18 protein-coding genes are annotated in these 18,568 nt (G+C 54.3%); 8 read left to right on the forward strand and 10 right to left on the reverse strand.

The window, feature by feature from the left end; translation table 11 throughout:
• Positions 1-51 precede the first annotated feature (51 nt).
• Together C5750_RS07470 and C5750_RS07475 are read right to left on the reverse strand one after the other, a co-directional pair.
• Positions 52-756: a DJ-1/PfpI family protein gene (locus C5750_RS07470; protein ID WP_105733257.1), complete on the reverse strand. Its 705-nt coding sequence runs from the start codon at positions 754-756 to the stop codon at positions 52-54.
• Between the two features lie 92 nt (positions 757-848).
• Positions 849-1,541: a DJ-1/PfpI family protein gene (locus C5750_RS07475; RefSeq protein WP_105733258.1), complete on the reverse strand. Its 693-nt coding sequence runs from the start codon at positions 1,539-1,541 to the stop codon at positions 849-851.
• Between the two features lie 94 nt (positions 1,542-1,635).
• On the opposite strand from C5750_RS07475, the gene C5750_RS07480 reads away from it, so the two are divergent.
• The 5 genes from C5750_RS07480 to cuyB all read left to right on the forward strand — a co-directional run bounded on the left by C5750_RS07480 (position 1,636) and on the right by cuyB (position 6,771).
• Positions 1,636-2,574 (forward strand): GlxA family transcriptional regulator, encoded by a 939-nt coding sequence (locus C5750_RS07480; RefSeq protein WP_105733834.1) that lies wholly within the window; start codon positions 1,636-1,638, stop codon positions 2,572-2,574.
• A 363-nt stretch (positions 2,575-2,937) separates the two neighbouring features.
• Complete coding sequence (locus C5750_RS07485) at positions 2,938-4,119, forward strand: ABC transporter substrate-binding protein (protein ID WP_245421028.1); 1,182 nt, start codon at positions 2,938-2,940, stop codon at positions 4,117-4,119.
• A gap of 95 nt (positions 4,120-4,214) precedes the next feature.
• Entirely contained in the window at positions 4,215-4,880 is a 666-nt protein-coding gene (locus C5750_RS07490) for a GNAT family N-acetyltransferase (protein ID WP_105733260.1), read from the forward strand.
• A 168-nt stretch (positions 4,881-5,048) separates the two neighbouring features.
• Positions 5,049-6,053 carry a D-cysteate sulfo-lyase gene (gene cuyA / locus C5750_RS07495; protein WP_105733261.1) on the forward strand — a complete coding sequence of 335 codons (1,005 nt, stop codon included), beginning with the start codon at positions 5,049-5,051 and terminating at the stop codon, positions 6,051-6,053.
• Positions 6,046-6,771 carry a cysteate racemase gene (cuyB, locus tag C5750_RS07500; protein WP_105733262.1) on the forward strand — a complete coding sequence of 242 codons (726 nt, stop codon included), beginning with the start codon at positions 6,046-6,048 and terminating at the stop codon, positions 6,769-6,771. The genes cuyA and cuyB overlap by 8 nt, the downstream gene beginning before the upstream one ends.
• Positions 6,772-6,789: 18 nt before the next feature.
• Here cuyB and C5750_RS07505 read toward each other — a convergent pair whose 3' ends face one another.
• From C5750_RS07505 to C5750_RS07535, 8 genes are all read right to left on the reverse strand, one after another.
• Positions 6,790-7,704 carry a LysR family transcriptional regulator gene (locus tag C5750_RS07505; protein WP_105733263.1) on the reverse strand — a complete coding sequence of 305 codons (915 nt, stop codon included), beginning with the start codon at positions 7,702-7,704 and terminating at the stop codon, positions 6,790-6,792.
• Positions 7,705-7,887: 183 nt separating this feature from the next.
• Entirely contained in the window at positions 7,888-9,465 is a 1,578-nt protein-coding gene (locus tag C5750_RS07510) for an ABC transporter substrate-binding protein (protein ID WP_105733264.1), read from the reverse strand.
• Positions 9,466-9,573: 108 nt separating this feature from the next.
• Positions 9,574-11,283 (reverse strand): dipeptide ABC transporter ATP-binding protein, encoded by a 1,710-nt coding sequence (locus C5750_RS07515; RefSeq protein WP_105733265.1) that lies wholly within the window; start codon positions 11,281-11,283, stop codon positions 9,574-9,576.
• Positions 11,280-12,170 carry an ABC transporter permease gene (locus tag C5750_RS07520; protein ID WP_105733266.1) on the reverse strand — a complete coding sequence of 297 codons (891 nt, stop codon included), beginning with the start codon at positions 12,168-12,170 and terminating at the stop codon, positions 11,280-11,282. Before C5750_RS07520 ends, C5750_RS07515 begins: the two co-directional genes overlap by 4 nt.
• Complete coding sequence (locus C5750_RS07525) at positions 12,167-13,141, reverse strand: ABC transporter permease (protein WP_105733267.1); 975 nt, start codon at positions 13,139-13,141, stop codon at positions 12,167-12,169. Before C5750_RS07525 ends, C5750_RS07520 begins: the two co-directional genes overlap by 4 nt.
• A gap of 85 nt (positions 13,142-13,226) precedes the next feature.
• A complete protein-coding gene (locus tag C5750_RS07530; protein ID WP_105733268.1) occupies positions 13,227-13,928 on the reverse strand; it encodes a creatininase family protein in 702 nt (233 codons plus the stop codon).
• Positions 13,873-14,106 (reverse strand): hypothetical protein, encoded by a 234-nt coding sequence (locus tag C5750_RS26520; RefSeq protein WP_146215449.1) that lies wholly within the window; start codon positions 14,104-14,106, stop codon positions 13,873-13,875. The genes C5750_RS07530 and C5750_RS26520 overlap by 56 nt, the downstream gene beginning before the upstream one ends.
• A gap of 162 nt (positions 14,107-14,268) precedes the next feature.
• Positions 14,269-15,462 carry a MalY/PatB family protein gene (locus tag C5750_RS07535; protein WP_105733269.1) on the reverse strand — a complete coding sequence of 398 codons (1,194 nt, stop codon included), beginning with the start codon at positions 15,460-15,462 and terminating at the stop codon, positions 14,269-14,271.
• A gap of 96 nt (positions 15,463-15,558) precedes the next feature.
• Between C5750_RS07535 and C5750_RS07540 the strand changes: the two genes are divergently transcribed.
• The 3 genes from C5750_RS07540 (at position 15,559) to msrQ (ending at position 18,457) form a co-directional block, all read left to right on the forward strand.
• Positions 15,559-16,473: a LysR family transcriptional regulator gene (locus C5750_RS07540; RefSeq protein ID WP_105733270.1), complete on the forward strand. Its 915-nt coding sequence runs from the start codon at positions 15,559-15,561 to the stop codon at positions 16,471-16,473.
• A gap of 371 nt (positions 16,474-16,844) precedes the next feature.
• Complete coding sequence (gene msrP / locus C5750_RS07545; RefSeq protein ID WP_105733271.1) at positions 16,845-17,792, forward strand: protein-methionine-sulfoxide reductase catalytic subunit MsrP; 948 nt, start codon at positions 16,845-16,847, stop codon at positions 17,790-17,792.
• Positions 17,792-18,457 (forward strand): protein-methionine-sulfoxide reductase heme-binding subunit MsrQ, encoded by a 666-nt coding sequence (gene msrQ / locus C5750_RS07550; protein WP_105733272.1) that lies wholly within the window; start codon positions 17,792-17,794, stop codon positions 18,455-18,457. The genes msrP and msrQ overlap by 1 nt, the downstream gene beginning before the upstream one ends.
• The last annotated feature ends 111 nt before the right edge of the window (positions 18,458-18,568 follow it).

Raw genomic sequence — 18,568 nt, forward strand, 5'->3', positions numbered from 1 at the left:
TAACAGTGGACGGGGTCATGCCGTCATTTAAGCCAAACGCACGAGCCAAAATTATTGTGATAACGTCGTATCGCTCAATCTGGCTGCTGCCAGCTTAACGCGTTCAAAACGCTCAGCTCGGGCTTTAGCCATCTTTTCTCGTACGATTTCAACGATTTGTGTTGGTGCGTTGGTTGGCGAACCTGCATTGAACGGCGGTGCAGGATCGTATTCCAGACTCAACTGGATTGCCTCTGCCGTGGGGCGGTCTCTAAGTTCCGCAACGACAGCTAAAGCAAAATCTATTCCTGCTGTGACGCCCCCTCCCGTTATGCGGTTGCGGTCGATACAAACTCGCTCGCACGCGATCGTTGCGCCCAGCAAGGGAAGCGCATCGCGTGAATTCCAGTGAGTGGCTGCCCGATAGCCTTTCAAAAGCCCTGCCGCACCCAGCACAAGCGCGCCGGTACAAACGGAGGTAACGACGCGTGCTTCTTTTGCCTGATCGCGCAGAAATTCTAGTACGTCGTTGTCGCAAAGCAGTTCGGTTGTACCATAACCACCTGGTACGCAGATGACATCCAACCGAGGACAGTTCGCAAAGGAGACCGTCGGTGCGATAGTGAGCACAGTATCACTCGATACCGGCTTCATATCTTTCCAAACCAGATGGATATCGGCGTCATCCAAGGCTGCAAATACTTGGAGCGGCCCCGTCATATCAAGCTGTGTCATGCGGGGGAATACAAGCAGTCCTATCTGAAGTCGGGCGGACATTTTGGGCCTTTCATTTGTGGCTGGGGTCGGCAACTATCTGATGCGATAGGTTATGCAGTCATGCTGGCCGTTCCTTCGGGTGAATGCTCAATTTAGCCGTGGGCTCTGGTCGCAGCCTGCTTCGCGAGTTCGATCCGGCGTATCCTTGCCTTCGACGTCTGTTCGTTTAAGAGAGCGACGACCTCAACCGGCGCGGTTTCAGGTGATCCAGCATTGAATGGCGGCGCTGGGTTGTACTCCATGCGCAACTGGACAGCTTGCGCAGTTGTGCGATCGGTGAGCTTTGCTACCACAGTTAGCCCAAGATCTATTCCGGCAGTGATGCCGCCACCTGTGATGCGGTTGCGATCAACACAGACGCGTTCACGCGATACAGTCACCCCAGCGAAGATGGACAGCGCGTCGACAGCGCTCCAATGGGTGGCCGCGCGATATCCATGCAATAGCCCCGCCGCTGCGAGCACAAGTGACCCGGTGCATACAGCCGTGAGGTAATGTGTATGCTCAGCCTGTTTCCGGAGAAAGTTCAGAACCTCATCGTCCGCCATGAGATCATCCGTGCCATAACCGCCGGGGACACAGATCACATCAAGCTGAGGGCAGTCGGCTAACGTGATGGTCGGAATGATGGTGAGAATGCTGTCGCTGGCCAGCGGCTCGATGCGTTTCCAGATTAAGTGGACCCTAGCGCCAGGCACGCTGGAAAACACCTGCAGAGGCCCAGTCATATCAAGCTGGGTCATGCCAGGAAAAACAAGAAATCCTATCTGTAGAAGTTTAGACATGATGAAACCTTCTAGTGTCGAGCTTGACACTGGAATATTGCCATGTTGCCATCTCATTCGAAACGGTGTTATTCCCTCATTTACGGACGTAGGCATGATTGGGATATTGATCTTTCCAGACTTTCAATTGCTGGATGCGTCTGGCCCAATTGCGGTATTTGAAGTTGCTGCTCGCTTCACGCCGGTTGCCTCCAGAGTTAAGATGCTCGCTCTCAACGCTGGACCTGTGCAGAGTTCTTCGGGCATCGAAGTACTTGCTTCTGCACTGCTTTCTTCGGACTGCCTGTCGACCCTCATCGTGGCTGGCGGGAATGGTGTCGACGCGGTAGTCAAGTGCGAAACGACCATCTCCTTTTTACGCCGACTAGCTGAGCAAGGCGTGCGTGTCGCCAGCGTTTGCTCCGGTGCCTATGTTCTTGCAGAAGCGGGTTTGCTGGATGGACGAAAGGCGACCACGCATTGGTGCTGCACGCAAGATTTCCTGTCACGTTATCCGAAAGTAAAGTTGGATCCGGACCGCATCTTTCTGCGCGATGGCAATGTTTGGACCTCCGCCGGCATCACTGCGGGGATCGATCTGGCACTTGCCATGGTGGCCGAAGACCATGGCGACGCTATTGCTCGAGACACTGCGCGCCAGCTTGTGCTCTACAATCGACGCGGCGGAGCGCAGCAGCAGTTTTCGTCTCTGTTGGAGCTAAAGCCCCCGAACGGTCGTTTTAGTGCCTTGCTGACGTGGGTGCGCGAACATTTGGACAAGCCCCTCACGGTTGAAATGCTTGCTGAGCAAGTCGGCCTCAGTTCGCGCCATTTCACGAGAATTTTCGCCGCTGAAACCGGCTCGACACCGTCCAAGGCCATAGAAAGGCTGCGGCTGGAAGTGGCGCGAGAGCGGGTTTTGTCCTCGGGCGAGCTGATTGAAAGAGTTGCCGTCACGACGGGGTTTCGCGATCCGGAAAGGATGAGGCGCGCTTTCCTCCGCGCCTTTGGTCAGTCGCCGCAAACCCTTCGCCGGGCTTCACGGAGTAGCTGAATTGGTTCTGCAGACCACCGCAGCCAGTTTTGGCCGAAGTAACCCAACCGGTGACTCAAGGCGTAAGCGCACGGTCGGGCAGTAGATCATACCATCCCTGAAAGACGAGCCGACGTGTTTTCCTATGGCCGAAAATGATGGAAATTCGGCATTGTTGTATATCCGTTCCCTACCTTAATCTGGGTTAGCCAGACTGAGTGGACGAGAGGTGCGTGGTCATCCTGGGTGTTTACGAAATGCCCTCTCCACGACAAAGAGATTGCTGGCTCGTTAGGGGATAAAATGAGTCACGATCGAACTGCGTCCTATCGGTACAGGGTTCTGACAAAAATCCTGACGTCTATGGCAGGTGTACTGTCGGCCATGATTTTGATGACTGGAACGGCTTTTGCCGAAATTTCTGACGGAACCGTCAAGATTGGAATAATCAACGACCAATCAGGGCCGTTGTCCGATCTGGCGGGCCTGGGTTCTGTCGTCGCGGCGAACCTTGCGATCGATGATTTCCGCAAGGTATCACCTTCGATCAAAGTCGAGATTGTATCGGCAGATCATCAGAATAAAGCGGACATTGGCGCGCAGGTTGCGCGTCGCTGGTATGACGTTGACGGCGTTGACATGATTGCTGACGTGAGCAATTCGGCCGTAGCCCTGGCTATTCAAGCGATCGCCCGTGAGAAGAAGAAGCTGGTGATATATTCTGCCGTCGGTACAACCGAGATTACAGGCAAGCAGTGCTCGCCCACCGGGCTATCTTGGTTGCACGACAATTACAACCTAGTTTCCGGTCCGGTGCGCAGGCTTGTCGGACAGGGGCTCAATACCTGGTTCTTCATTGCCGCGGACTACGCTTTCGGTCGGAATATGGTGGCTGAATCGGAGCAGGTGCTGACTTCATTGGGTGGCAAGAAGCTCGGTTCCGTTTTCCATCCGCTGGGTACTCCTGACTATGCTTCGTTCCTGCTGCAGGCACAAGCGTCGGGTGCTGAAGTTGTCGCGTTCGCGAATGCTGGCGACCAACTTGTCTCATCGATGAAGCAGTGGAACGAGTTTGGGATGAGCGAAGGCTCACAAAAGCCGGTCGCCGAACTCATGTTCCTTACCGACGTTCACAGTATGGGGTTGGACATTGCCAAGGGGCTTACCGGCGTCACAGCCTGGTACTGGGACCTGAACGATGAGACCAGAGCCTTTGCGAAACGGTTCTTCGATAAGCATAGCACCATGCCGACTGCCCCACAGGCAGCCGTATATTCGGCAGTGTTGCATTATTTGAAGGCGGTTGCTGCAACCGGCTCGGACGATACGATGACGGTACTTGAGAAAATGCGCTCTACGCCTGTTGACGATTTCTATGCTCCGGGGGCAACGCTACGGGCGGACAATAAACTCGTTCACGATTTCTATCTGGTTCAGGTGAAAGAACCTGCCGAACTCGAAAAGCCGTGGGCTTACTACAAGGTGATTGAGAAGATTGATCCGAAGGACGCCTATTTTCCCCTCAGTGAGAGCGAGTGTCCGCTCGCCACTGAAGCCAAGAAGTAAGTGCTTTACTCTGTTTGCGCGACCGCCAACAGTTTTCGGTCTTGTACGGTCAAAGCCGGCTATTTTCGAATGAAAAACGTCTCAAGGAGAAGCACATGCACGTTCTTGATCATCCAATATGGAATGCGCTTTGCACGCGCCACGCCGGTATTGCCGTTGGGGACGCTCTCGCCAAACGATATCCCAGTGATTTGCTTCCCTTTGCAGACATTTCAGGTAATGAAAAAGAAAATTGGGATGCTCTGCTGAAACTTCTAGAACGGGGCGATCAGTGCATTCTGATTCAAAAGGACCCTATTACGGTAAAAGTGTCAGTTCCGGCAACATTCGCCAGCGGTTTGCAGATGGTAGCCGCCGAGAGCGTGCAAGGCGGCTTTCATCCTGACATTGTGAAACTTGGTTCAGAGTATGTTCCGCAGATTATGGAGTTATGTTCATTAACCCATGCCGCTCCCGTTAGGGCGGGGACTTCTTCCATTCAGCAGTTCTGGGGAATTCTCTCCGAAGGGCGTTTGATAGCAATGGCAGGCGAACGTTTCAAGCAACCGGGTTTTTCAGAAATCAGTGCTGTTTGTACGCATCCGGAGCACAGGGGCCAAGGGCTTGCGAGAGCATTAACGATGCATCTCGTCCAGCAGATAAGGTCTCAGGAAGAAACGCCGTATCTGCATGTGTATGCGACCAACAAGGCAGCTATCTCTCTTTATGAAAGTTTGGGCTTTAAGGTGCGCATGCCTGTCTATTCCGCCATAGTTGGCTAAGTCGTACATCATTTTGTTTGCGCCATGGCGCATCTTTGGTCGCGAATTGGCAGGCGACCCATAATATGCAAAAACTGCATGTAATGATGTACTTCATCGTACCTTTGCATTAGACACTCAAGTGCCGCATGCCGTAAATGGGAGCTTTGAACAAGCTAGGTGACCCTCATGAATCTTGCCCGTTTTCCACGCATTTCGCTGGCACATTTACCCACTCCGCTGGAGAGACTCGACAATCTGACCAGGGTGCTCAACGGTCCCGAAATCTGGATCAAACGCGACGATTGTACGGGGTTGTCCACCGGCGGCAACAAGACGCGCAAACTCGAGTTTCTCATGGCGGCAGCCCAGGCGGAAGGCGCTGACACTGTCATCACGCAGGGCGCGACCCAGTCCAATCATGCGCGCCAGACGGCTGCGGCAGCGTCGAAGCTTGGTATGAGCTGTCATCTGCTGCTTGAAGACCGCACGAAGAAAACCGATTTTGACTACACGGAAAATGGCAATGTGCTGCTTGATGTTCTGCATGGTGCAACGATCGAAAGATGCGCGTCACATCCCGACATGAATGGGGAGATGATGAAAGTTGCTGAGAAGCTCAAAGCAGCGGGAAAAAAGGTCTATGCCATTCCGGGCGGAGGATCCAACCCAGTCGGAGCTCTCGGATATGTCAATGCCGCGCTCGAACTTGTCGTGCAGGTCAACACAATGGGACTGAAGGTCGATCATATCGTCCACGCGACCGGCAGCGCCGGCACACAGGCAGGCCTGGTGGCAGGCCTTGTTGGCCTGAACAGCGACATCAAGCTCCTCGGGATCGGCGTGCGGGCACCAAAGGAAAAGCAGGAGGAAAATGTATTCAAGCTCGCTTGTTCCACTGCGGATCTTCTCGGTATGTCAGATGCCGTAAAGCGCGAGCATGTTATGGCAAATTGCGATTATGTGGGTGAGGGCTATGGTTTCCCGCCTCCCGCCACCATCGACGCGATTCGTATGCTGGCCAAACTTGAAGCCATCCTCCTCGACCCTGTATATTCCGGTAAAGGCATGTCTGGACTGATCGACCTCGTGCGGAAAGGACACTTTCGTAAAGGTGAAACGGTTGTCTTTATTCACACCGGGGGACAAATCGGCCTGACTGCCTATGCCAAGGATTTTCTGAGCAATGGCTGAAAGCTCCGCACCGAGCCATCGGCCGACTGTCGGCATCATTGGCGGCATGGGACCCGAAGCCACGGTCGATCTGATGCGGCGTGTCATAGTGTTAACCCCTGCTCAAGACGATGCCGACCATATCCATATGCTTGTTGACAACAATCCGGCGGTGCCCTCACGCATCGCCGCGTTGATCGAGGAGACAGGTCCCAGCCCTTTGCCGGAGCTTATTCGAATGGCTAAAGGACTGGTCGCCAGTGGCGCCTCGATGCTCGCCATGCCCTGTAATACAGCCCACTACTATGCTGACGAAATCGCTGCCGCCGTGGCGGTTCCTTTCCTCGATATGGTTGAGTTGACGGGGAGGCGCCTCGCAGCAGTGGCTCCGGCCAACGCGACGGTGGGCTTGCTTGCTTCCACCGCCGTGCTGAAAATCGGCTTGTATGAACGGGCCCTGCGTCGCCATGGGTTCGCCGTTCGCATCCCCGATCGGCAGGACGCTGTCATGGCGATGATACGAGCCGTCAAGGCGGGCGATACAGGTGTAGCTCAGCAAAATTCTCTCGCCATTATCGCTGGCGAACTTGCGAACGCTGGAGCCGATATCGTCCTGGTCGCCTGCACCGAATTGTCAATCCTCACACACAATACTGCGAAGACCGTGCCCGTTATCGACGCTCTGGATGTCCTCGCGGAGGAGATTGTCGCCAGAGGGCGCAGAACTCGCGTCCCCTGATAAATCTTCCGGGTTGCCTTAAAGGCACTCAGTTTGTTGTTCGATCAAGGCCTGGAGATTGACGGATTGCAGGTGACTCAGTGCAATTGCAGTCAGCCCGCTGGAGTCCTGCGGACAACAATATATTGCGACCCGCAGCGGTTGAAAGATAGTTTCAGGGTCAAGTTGGACAACCCGTCCTTGCGCCAGATCACTTAACACAAGGCTTCGTGGAAGCCAGGCAAATCCCAACCCAGCCAACATCATCTCCCTTAGTGCCCCACTTAATGAACTCAGGCAAATGATCTCACAGCGATAGTACTCCATCAGCTGTGGCATGGTCTTTTCCCAGATCACGTCGCCGAAGAAACTCCTCTGGGGATAAGTCAATAATGGCAGGACTTGTTGCTTTTCAGGAATGAGGGTGGGAGGACCGACCAGGATCATATCGTCCCTGGCGCTCGCCACACGCACGGCCGTCGTGGGAATGATAGGCTCCGGTGACGGGTGCATCTCATAGCAGATCATCAAATCGACTTCACCGCGCATCATCATTTCCATACAGTCCGAGCGATTTGCGCAGCTGAGCTGGTATGCCGGCTGGTAACCTTGCTGCCGCAGTGTTTCGACAAACCGCGGAAAGATCGAGAAGGCCAGCGAATGCTGGATTGCAACTCTCAGTCGTGAAGCTCTGCTCTGTTCGCCACGAACCTGGCTTCTCAACTCATAGAGTTGATTGAGAATTCGTTGGAAGTCACCGTAATTCTCGGCTGCTACAGGCGTGAAACGATGCGGGCGTACGCTTCTGTCAATCAGCGTCACGCCGAGCCAATCTTCGAGCGACTGAATGCGCCGTGAAAAAGCCGACTGACTGATGTTGCGCCGATCCGCTGCTGCTGTAAAGCTTTCCAGTTCCCTTAATGCCAAGAAGTCCTCAAGCCAGCCTAGCTCCATCACACGTTCCTCGATGCATTTTCTGCATTGTATATGCCATTCTTCATGATTGGCCAACCGGCGTTAGTTTGGTTGAGAATCTTCTGTTTTTGAGCCCAAGCATCCATCTGACCGCTGAACATTGTTCGTGCTTCACAGGGGGAAGGACCGGCATGCGCCCGGCCTTCCTTTACCTTTTGCGGCTTACTTGGCCGGACGAATGTTCATGGCCAGAGTATCCTCGTCGGCTCGTGGTGTAAGAACGACCTTATCTTTTTTCATGGCCCAGGCGCTGAGCAGTGTTGCAAGCGCCAGCTCCGGACGGTCGCTTGCGACCAGACTGTTGGCCTCCTCCAACAAATGGCGGCGAGTGCTGGTATCCATTTCATCACTGGCGCTCTTGATAAGTTTGTCCATGTCCGGATTGGAATAGCCGCGCACATTATAGGTTCCCAACCCGTGATCGGGGTCATAGGAATGCACGAGAGACGACAATGTGTAGTTGGACTCTCCCGTGAGCGTCCCCCAGCTTGCCATATTGAGCGAATACTCACCGCGGGTTCGCGCAGGGTTGTAAACGGCGGCTGGTACGCCGTTGACCTCGACCGTGATACCGATCATCGACAGCATCTGGGCGACCGTGGGGCCAAGCTCCATCGGCATGCGATCATTGGCGTAGCTCAGGGTTATCTTGAATCCATCGCCGTAGCCAGCATCCTTAAGCAATTCCTTGGCATGCTTGACGTCATATTTCGGGGCTGTAAGCGCTTTGTTGAACCCAAAAATATTGGACGATACGAGCTGCGTTGGAACAATGGCCAAGTCCTCAAGCGCATAGGCCACGATCGTCTCGCGATCAAGCGCAGCGTCGATTGCTTCTCGTACACGAGGATCACGCAGGGGATTTTTGTCCAATTTTGCGCCATTTTTGGCGACAATCTGCGGGCTGTTCTCGCGAAAATCGAACTCGAGATAACTGACATAGATGCTTTCGTTCTTTACCACCGCAAGAGACGAGTCTCGCTCGAGCACGGGAACATCCGACGCTGGAACTTTGGAAATAATGTCGACCTGGCCCGCCTTCAGTTGGGCAACGCGGGCGGCATCGTTTGGAATTTCCTTTCTTATCACGCGATCCCATGGCTCGGTACCACCCCAATACCCATCAAAGCGCTGTAGAACGAGATCCTGGGTCGGGGCCCAGGACACGAATTTGTATGGGCCGGTTCCTATAGTTGCCTTACCGCTGTTGAATCCCTGCGCTGCCGTGTCACGGGTGGAATAGCTGGCAGCAGCCTTGTGCGAAACGATGAACAAACGCACGAAGTCGTTCGGCAAACTTGGAGCCGGGCCATCGGTTTTGATGCGGATCGTATACGGATCGATGATTTCCACCGCTTTTACACGGCGTACGAAGATCGTGGTCGGATTGGGGCCTGTGACACTGGGAATACGCTCTATCGAAAATTTGACATCCTCTGCGGTGAAATCTGAACCATCATGAAATTTCACATCCTTTCGCAGCTTGAATTCCCATGTTGTCGGGTCCAGCGCCGTCCAACTGAGAGCCAAAGATGGTTCCAGCTCGAGGTTGTTGCCGGAGCGGATCAGGGTATCGAAGATATGCTTCACTGCGTCCGCATTGGCCGCTGTTGCCGTAAAATGAGGATCCATCGACGCCGGCCCCGCTTTGATGGCCATGACAAGATCGGCGGCGTTCGTCTGCGCGACCGTCATTAGAAAAGCGATCCCCAACAGGCTCGCATGTATTTGCTTTCTCATGAGTTTCTCCCCTTTGGTTTGTTCTGGCTGTTCATCGTCCGGCGAAACACCGGAAGATTTTTCTGTCCAATCGTGTGAACGATGGCAATAAAGGACGGCCCGGCAGCATCACGCGTCCTGCAGGGCAGGCCGTTTCGAAATTAGTTTCGGGATCGCATCGACCAACATCTTGGTATAGGGTTGTTTGGGTGCTTCGAAGATGCTCTCGGCAGAACCCACCTCAACGATCTGTCCGCGGTACATCACCGCTATGCGATCACAAAGATGGCGAACGACGCCGAGGTCATGGCTGATGAAAAGCAGCGTCAGTCCAAACTCACTGCGCAAAGTGAGCAGCAGATTGAGGATCTGTGCTTGAATAGAGACGTCCAACGACGCCACCGGCTCGTCGCAGACAATCACGTCCGGGCGCATTGCAAGCGCTCGGGCAATCGCAATGCGCTGCCTTTGTCCACCGGAGAATTGATGCGGATAGCGGTCGGCCATTGCCCGATCCAGACTGACGGCCTCAAGCCATCTTGCTACGTAGTCGCGTGCATTTGCTCTCGTGGTCAATTTATGAGCGATTGGACCTTCGGCAATCGATTGGCCGATCGTCCGCCGTGGATCCAGGGAAGCAAAAGGATCCTGAAAGATCATCTGGACCTTTGTCGTCAGTTTCCGGCCCCGTTGGCATGCTGACACGACAGAAGCGCCATCGAGCTTTATCTCTCCCTGGGTGGGATGATAAATTCCGCACACAATCCGCCCCAGTGTCGATTTTCCGGAACCGGATTCCCCAACCAGTCCCAGCGCTTCACCTTGAGCAATGGTAAATGAGACATCATTCACCGCCAGAACCGCTTTGGGAGGCTGCATAAGGTTTAACTTGACGCCGATACGGCTCCACAATCCCGTGGCTCGTTCGAATTTTTTGACGACGTGCTTCACGCTGACAAAATTCGGGCTCTTCTGCTCAATCCAGCCGGCGGTCTTGCTTTCGCCGCCCGGTTTATGGCTTTCCTGAGTGGCGAGCAATTGTCCAGGCCTGGACCGTGAGGGAAGGGCGTTGAGCAGCATTTGCGTGTACGGATGGGCTGGTGCCCCAAGTACCTCCGCAGCCGGGCCAGTTTCCACGATCTTTCCATACCTCATCACAGCTATGCGGTTGGATATCGATGCCACCGTCGCGAGGTCGTGGCTGATCCAGATCAGAGAGATGCCAAGCTCGGCAACGAGAGATTTGACTTCAACAAGGATCTCCGCCTGAACCGAGACGTCGAGCGCGGTTGTGGGTTCATCAGCGATAATCACTTTCGGCCTGTGCAACAGGGCAATGGCAATAGCCACGCGCTGACGCATTCCGCCGGAGAACTGATGCGGATAAAAGTCTATTTTCTGTTGCGGATCGATAATTCGCACCTGCCGCAGTGCTTGGATACAGCGGGCCCGCGCTTCGGTGTTCGACACGTTTTCGTGGGCTCGAAGAGCCATGGCCATTTGTTCGAAAACGGTGAGTACCGGATTGAGCGTCATCATGGGGTCTTGAAAAACCATGGAAATTTCGCGGCCCCGGATGTGCCGCAACCCATCCTCGGCGAGTCCAACGAGTTCTCGCCCTTCAAGCTTTATGGAGCCGCCCTTGATCTGTCCGGGTCTGTCTATCAATCCGATGATCGAGAACCCCGTGATCGATTTTCCGGATCCGGACTCCCCAACAAGGCCAAGGACTTCCCCGCGATTGAGATGAAACGATATCCCGTCGACGGCCTTCACTGTCCCTGTTTGGGTTTCGAAATGCGTGTAGAGGTCGGTAACCTTAAGCACAGGATCTGTCATTTTTTTAGCCTTGGATTTAGCTGTTCGCGCACCTGATCGCCAACAATGTTGATCGCCATAACAAGCACGATGAGCGCGATGCCCGGATAGATCGAAATCCAGTAACGGCCCGAAAGCAGATATTGGAAACCGCCTGAGATCAGCATGCCCAAGGAAGGCTCGGTGGGCGGCAGGCCCACGCCGAGAAATGATAGCGTGGCCTCAAGGGAGATGGCGCTCGCCACCTGTACCGTCGCAACGACGATCAATGGGGGCAGGGTGTTGGGTAGGATGTGACGAGTTACGACAAACCAACCGCTCATCGGGATGGAAAGTGCTGCTTCCACATAGTCTTTGTTGCATTCCGCAGACGCGGCTCCGTGAGCTGTGCGCACGAAATAGGCATATTGGGAAAAGGTGAGCGCAATAATTAACTGGAATTTTCCCTGACCGAGAAGAGCGGCCACAACAAAAGCGAGCAAAATGGCCGGGAACGATAGTTGAAGATCGACCAGACGCATCACGAAAGCTTCTACACGTCCGCCAATGTAAGCGGCGGCTGAGCCAACCAGAGCCCCGATCGAGAAAGCGACGGCTCCTGCCAGCAGTCCCATCTGGAGTGAAATTCGCAGGCCATAAAGAATGGCGGAGAAAAGATCTCTGCCTTGACTGTCGGTGCCGAGAATATGGGTGTATCCGCCAATTCCTACGAAGCCCGGTGGCCGGCGTGCGTCTCTCAGCGCGAGCCCGGCAAGGTCATAGGGATTTTGCGGAGCAATGAGCGGCGCGAAAATGGCCAACAGCGTGACTGCAATCACAACGCATGCGGCAGCTACCGCTACGGGATGCTGACAGAACTCCGTCCAAAATCCGCCTGGCGAACGAGGCTTTATAGCCGACTCAGTCATTTGCCGTCTCCTTGGCGCATGCGTGGATCAAGCACTGCATAAGCGAGATCAACGGCCAGATTGATTGTGATGAACAGAAGCGACACCATCATGAGATAGGCAATCATGACCGGGCGATCGAGTGATGTGATGCTGTCGATGATAAGTTTGCCCAGGCCCGGCCAGGAAAAAATGGTTTCAGTGACAACCGCAAACGCGATTGTCGAACCCAATTCCAGTCCAAAAACCGTCACCAGGGGAATAGAGATCAAGCGAAGCACGTGCCTGCGCAAAATTGTGAATTCGTCGATACCTGCCGCGCGCGCGAATTTGATCGTATCGGTCAGCATGATTTCGCGCGTGCCGGATGCCGCCAGCCGGATCATCATCGACATCTTGAACAGGGACAGATTCGCAGCAGGAAGGATCAGGTGCTGCAGGCCAGTGGCCGTCGGGAAGCTCCAGGGGATTCCGAAAATCGAGACGGCCTCACCGCGTCCACCGGCTGGCAGGACACCTAGTTCGACCGCAAAGACCATGATCATCATCAGGCCAATCCAGAATGTTGGTACCGAAAACCCTAGAATGGATGCCGCCATGATAGCCTTTGATGGCCATCCATTGGGCCTGTAGCCAGCGTAGATTCCAAGCGGGATGCCGATTGCGCTGGCCAGCAATATGGCCATGGTTGCCAGTTCCATCGTTGCGGGAAAACGGGAAGCGATCAGTTCCACGACCGGCATATTGTAGACAAAGGAACGGCCAAGATCGCCATGGATAAGCGCGTTCATGAAATGGAGATATTGCTGCCAGATCGGAAGGTCGAGCCCGTACTGGGTTATAATCTGCTGGCGTATCTCCTGTGTGGCATCTGGCGATATCAATACGTCGATGGGATTGCCGATGACGAACACGCCGTAGAACACCAGCATCGACATCACGATTATGACCAGCAACGCCTGCCACATTCTCCGAACAATAAATGCAACCATCACGCTCTTCCCATTCGCGTTGTTGAAAACGGCAGATGCCCAGCTATTATGTTGTCGTTGGCTAAGCTATCTGTCCCATGACCGGTCAGTGCCAATCATTTTCCAGTTGCGCGCGCGTCTCTTCGACCGCGATTTCCCATATGGCCAGCATGTCCGTATCCGGTCGCTCATAGAGGCCATGGCAACAGCCATCACCAAGACGCTCGCGTTTGCGGCCAGCATCGACACGGGCGAGCCCGTTCAAGTCGACGCAATCCTTCACGTGCTGCGGCTGGACGACACCTTCCAGCCGTGTCCACGGAAAGTTTTCCATCCAGGAGGCGTGCGAGGCACGGCTGTCGATCTCAAGCACCTTTGCCATGGTTTTTGGGGCACGCCACCAGTCATACATCTTGACACTGGCGTCACGATTCCGGTTCATCCATTCGGATATCACGACTCCCGCCGGCGCATTTCCCCCGTGCCCGTTGACGATAAGAATACGGCGAAATCCTGAATGGTACAGACCGTCAAGTATATCCTCGATGAACGCGATATAGGTGCGAATGCGCAGTGATATCGTGCCTGGAAAATCAACAAAGCCAGCTGTCAGGCCATAAGGCATCGCCGGAAAAACGGGAATGCCCAGCGGCTCCGCCGCGTCCATTGCAATTTTCTCCGAGAGGATCATGTCGGTTCCCAGGCTGAGGTGCGCATGTTGTTCAATGCACCCAAGCGGAAAGATGCATCGATCATCTTTCTTGATATGTTCCTCGACTTGGCTCCAGTTCATCGCGTTGATATACATTTGCAAATCCTCCCAATACTTCCATTTTTATGACTTTGACGAGTCCGATGAAGCTGAACAAAACCACTGCTTCATAGGCCTGTGAAAAAGACATGGTTGCCGGAAACTCTGCCTGATCGGTCACGTGCGGAATTTTTGCACGAAGCAGCTGTCTGCGCAGGTCTGTATGCAGCAGCACGTCCCGATTGCCTTCGAAAGTCCGGCATGGTCCTCCCTATTCCGGTTTTATCCGCTCGTGCCATTCTCCTCCGGCGCGTGCGGTTCATCCCTCTCATCGTTACAGTCGCGTCTTCTGGCCATTCGGACAGTTTCGACGCTGGTTAGCAAAGCGCCCGCTTCCTCATAACGGCGCTTTGGGACCAAAAGCCCGTTTCATTCTTTCGATGGCTTCCTGGACGCGGGAGCGCGGGCAGGCGAGATTGACCCGCATGAAGCCCTGGCCCTGCCTGCCGAACCTGGGCCCGCGATCGAACCATACCCGTGCCTTGGTCAGCATGAACTTTTCCAGTTCCGGTCCCTGCATATTAAGGCGGCGGCAATCCATCCACGCCAGATAAAGGGCATCGGTCTCGAAAACGCGCAAGGCAGGAATGGCCTGATGAACGGCCGCCGCAAAATGGCGCTGATTTCCCCGGATATAGGCCAACAGCTCCTCGAGCCACGGCTCACCATCCCGATAGGCCGCTTCGCAGGCCACCGCGCCCAACATGTTGACAAAGCTCATACCGCCCCGGGCCAGCGCACTCTGGACGTCTTTCCGGCGTTTTTCGTTGACGATAAACATGTTGGAGCATTTCAGCCCCGCAAGATTGAATGTCTTGCTCGGCGCCGTGCAGACGATCGAATTTTGTGCGAACTCGTCGCCGAGCGCGGCAAAGGGGATATGTTTACGGTGCGGCGTAAGGATCATATCCTGGTGGATTTCATCCGATACGACCAGAATATTGTGGCGCAGACAAATCTCGCCCATGCGGCGCAAATCGGCTTTCGACCAGATATTGCCTGTTGGATTGTGCGGATTGCACAGAAAGAAGAGTCTGGTCTTCGGCGTGATGGCCGCCTCAAAAGCCTCCGCGTCAAAACCGTAGGAACGCGTGCCCTCATCCAGTTGAAGCGGCGCTTCCACGACGTGCCGGCCGTTTTCAACAATGCTCGTGAAAAAATGCGCATATACCGGCGGTTGCACAAGGACGGCATCCCCGGGATGACTGAAGGTCTTGACAATAAGATTGAGTGCTGTGACCACGCTGGGTATTTGCACCAGCCATTGCGGCTGCGCATCCCATCCGAAGCGTTTTTTCTGCCAGCCGCAGACGGCTTCCTCGTAGCTTTTCGTGCGGAACGTGTAGCCGAAGATGCCATCGCGGACAGCCTTGCCGAGGGCTTCGACAACCGGTGGAGGCGCTGGGAAGTCCATGTCGGCTACCCACATGGGCAAGGGGTCGGCGGCGGCTTCGTCCGCGGTCAGGTTTCTTTGGGGAGCCCATTTGATCGAACTCGTATGACGGCGATCAACCTCCAGATCAAAATGCATGCTCAAAGTCATCCTCCCGGTTGCGGTTATATTAGCGCGGCTGCCGTTTGTGAGAATTAGTTTATTTTTGCAAACTATGATGATATATATTCACAAATGAAGCCAGCCGCCTCCCTCACGCAATTTGTCGTCCTTGCCAAAATCGCCGAAACCGGCGGCCTTTCCTCGGCTGCCCGAGAACTGGGCATGACCCCGTCGGCCGTCAGCAAAAGCCTGACCTTGCTCGAAGAGCAACTCGGTGTGTCCCTGGTACGCCGGACAACGCGGGCAGTGACGTTGACCACTCACGGCAAACTGTTTTTCCGGCGTATTTCCCATATTCTGGCAGAGGTGGAGGATACACTCGACGAGGTGGGCGGCTTGAGTAACCGGGCCAAGGGGGATCTGCATATTTCCTGCTCGATTGCCTTTGGTTGTTCTCAGCTTGTTGGTATCGTCGGCCGATACCAGCAAGCCTTTCCAGAGGTTAACATTCATATCTCGCTTGATGACAAACTCGTCAATCTCAGCGAGGGGCAGATCGACGTGGCCCTGCGCATTACAGATGCAACTGACGGCCCTTATGCGGCCCGCAAGCTTGCACAGATCCGTTGGGTTTATTGTGCGACCCCATTCTATCTGAATAAATTTGAACGGCCGCAGAAACCGCAGGATCTGGCAAATCAGCGGCATCAATTGCTGGTCTATCCTGCGATGACCAATAGCGGGGCATGGACTTACTGGCGTGAGGGAACCCTGGAACGGATAAGGGTTGACGCGGCGCTCGAATGCAATAGCAGCCTGGCGCTGCTGAATTTCACCCTAGCGCATCAAGGGATTGCTTGCCTTCCGCTCTATGTTGCCAGTACCCATATCGCCAATGGCGCAATTGAGGTGATTTTGCCCGATTACGAGCCGGCGAGTGTTCACACGCTTTACGCCATGTATTTTCAAAGCCGATATAAAAACCCGCTCATCCGCACCTTTGTCGATTTCATCAAGACAGACATCCAGACAAATCGGGATTGGTAGAAAACTGTTTGGAATATCCCTTGGTTTATCGAATGGAATTGTATTCCTTTGGGTAAACAGGATCGGGACAGGCTATTGACTATCCTGCCCGCCTTCCGAAGAGAGACGCATTGCAACGTGCCATGCTCGCAGCACTAGCACCTTGCGCTATTCTTCTGACGAATAATCGATGGGTTGGGATCATAGCTTCGTAATTGTCCTGCGACGGTAATTTTGACGTCGATGGAATAAATCCGCGTGCCGCGTGTCTTCAACAGGTGGAGTGCGCGTTGGAGTTTCCAGGCAATGCATTTGATTGCTCTGGCCTTTCTCCCAGCTTTCCTTTCCAGCGGCAACGCCTTGCCGACAAGCCATTACTCATGAGGTAGTCAATGTCGATCTATCATCCGCCGAGAATCCCGGCTTCAGAAATCACACCGCGCGGTATTTACCTCAAGCGCCGCGACTTTCTTGCGGCCGTAGCCATGTCCGGGCTCTCGATCCTTGCACCTGATCAGGCTGATGCCGCACCTCTCTCGGCGAAGAAGAGCGGGTACACGGTATCGGAAAAACCGACACCCCACGATGATGTCACAGCTTACAATAACTTTTACGAATTCGGCACCAGCAAATCGGATCCGATGAGCTATTCCGGGGATTTCAAGCCACGGCCATGGGCCATCAAGGTTGATGGCATGGTTGCCAATCCCAGAACCTTCGACATTGATCAGATCATGCAGGAATATCCGGCGGAGGAGCGTGTCTACAGGATGCGTTGCGTCGAAGGATGGTCCATGGTGATCCCATGGCAGGGTTTTCCGCTGTCAGCACTTCTTGACAAAGTCGAACCCCTTGGAAGCGCCAAGTACGTCATCTTCGAAACAGTCGTGCGGCCAGAGCAGATGCCGGGACAAAACGGCCTGTTTCAACCGCTGCCATGGCCATATATCGAAGGTCTCCGCCTTGACGAAGCTCGCAATCCTTTGACGATCCTGGCGGTTGGTCTTTATGGTGAGACACTCCCTAACCAGAACGGCGCTCCCATTCGCTTGGTCGTGCCATGGAAATACGGTTTCAAGGGATGCAAATCGATTGTTCGTATTTCGTTGACCGATACGCAGCCAAAGAACACCTGGAATATCGTCGCGCCAAGCGAGTATGGTTTTTTTGCCAACGTTAATCCTGAGGTCGATCATCCCCGATGGAGCCAGGCAACTGAGCGACGCATCGGGACAGGGGGCTTCTTCAGTTCGGACCGGCGTCCAACCTTGATGTTCAATGGCTATGCGGAAGACGTTGCCAGCCTTTACGCCGGCATGGACCTGCGGAAGAACTTCTGATGGCCGTCATGTTCACTGGCACAAGACACTGGAAGGGCGCCTCGGTCTGGCTGCTTTACATCATCGGCCTAACGCCAGGGGTTTGGTATTTTTACTTGGGGGCAACCGACAGTCTTGGAGCCAACCCGGTCAAGGCCTTTGAGCAGCTTCTCGGGCTCTGGACGGTCCGTTTTCTCATTCTAACACTTGCCGTCTCGCCGGCACGTGAGCTTTTCGGCTTGAATTTCATCCGCTATCGCCGCGCATTGGGACTCCTGTGCTTCTACTATGCATTGGTACATCTTTCGGTCTATGTTGTATTTGACCAGCCGCCGATTTTGTCGGTCATTCTTGCTGATATCCTAAAGCGTCCATTCATCATGTTGGGCATGGCGGCATTCTTGTTGCTTGTACCGCTCGCAGCGACATCGAATGCGTTCTCTATTCGCAGGCTCGGCAAGAATTGGCTTCGCTTGCACCGATTGATCTACGCTGCAACAGTCTGCGGAGGAATCCATTTTGCGCTGTCAACGAAGGTGCTTTCTGGTGAGCAGTATTTCTATCTGGCTCTGATAGTTCTGATGCTCGGCTATCGGCTTCTTCGTCCAATCCTCAAGAGGCGGCGCCGGGCCTCAAATTCGGCGCAGCGCTATCAGTCCCGTACGAACAGTGCGCTTGGCAACTGATCACTATTATGGATTGAAGACACTGGTCGTGAAGTGCTCCCCGTTTTTGACGCAAAAAATGTCAGGGCGCGGAATAAACCCTCGCCTGGGTTGTCTTACCGCCAGAACACA

This window comes from Phyllobacterium myrsinacearum, from assembly GCF_002980555.1.
Classification (GTDB): Bacteria; Pseudomonadota; Alphaproteobacteria; order Rhizobiales; family Rhizobiaceae; genus Phyllobacterium; species Phyllobacterium myrsinacearum.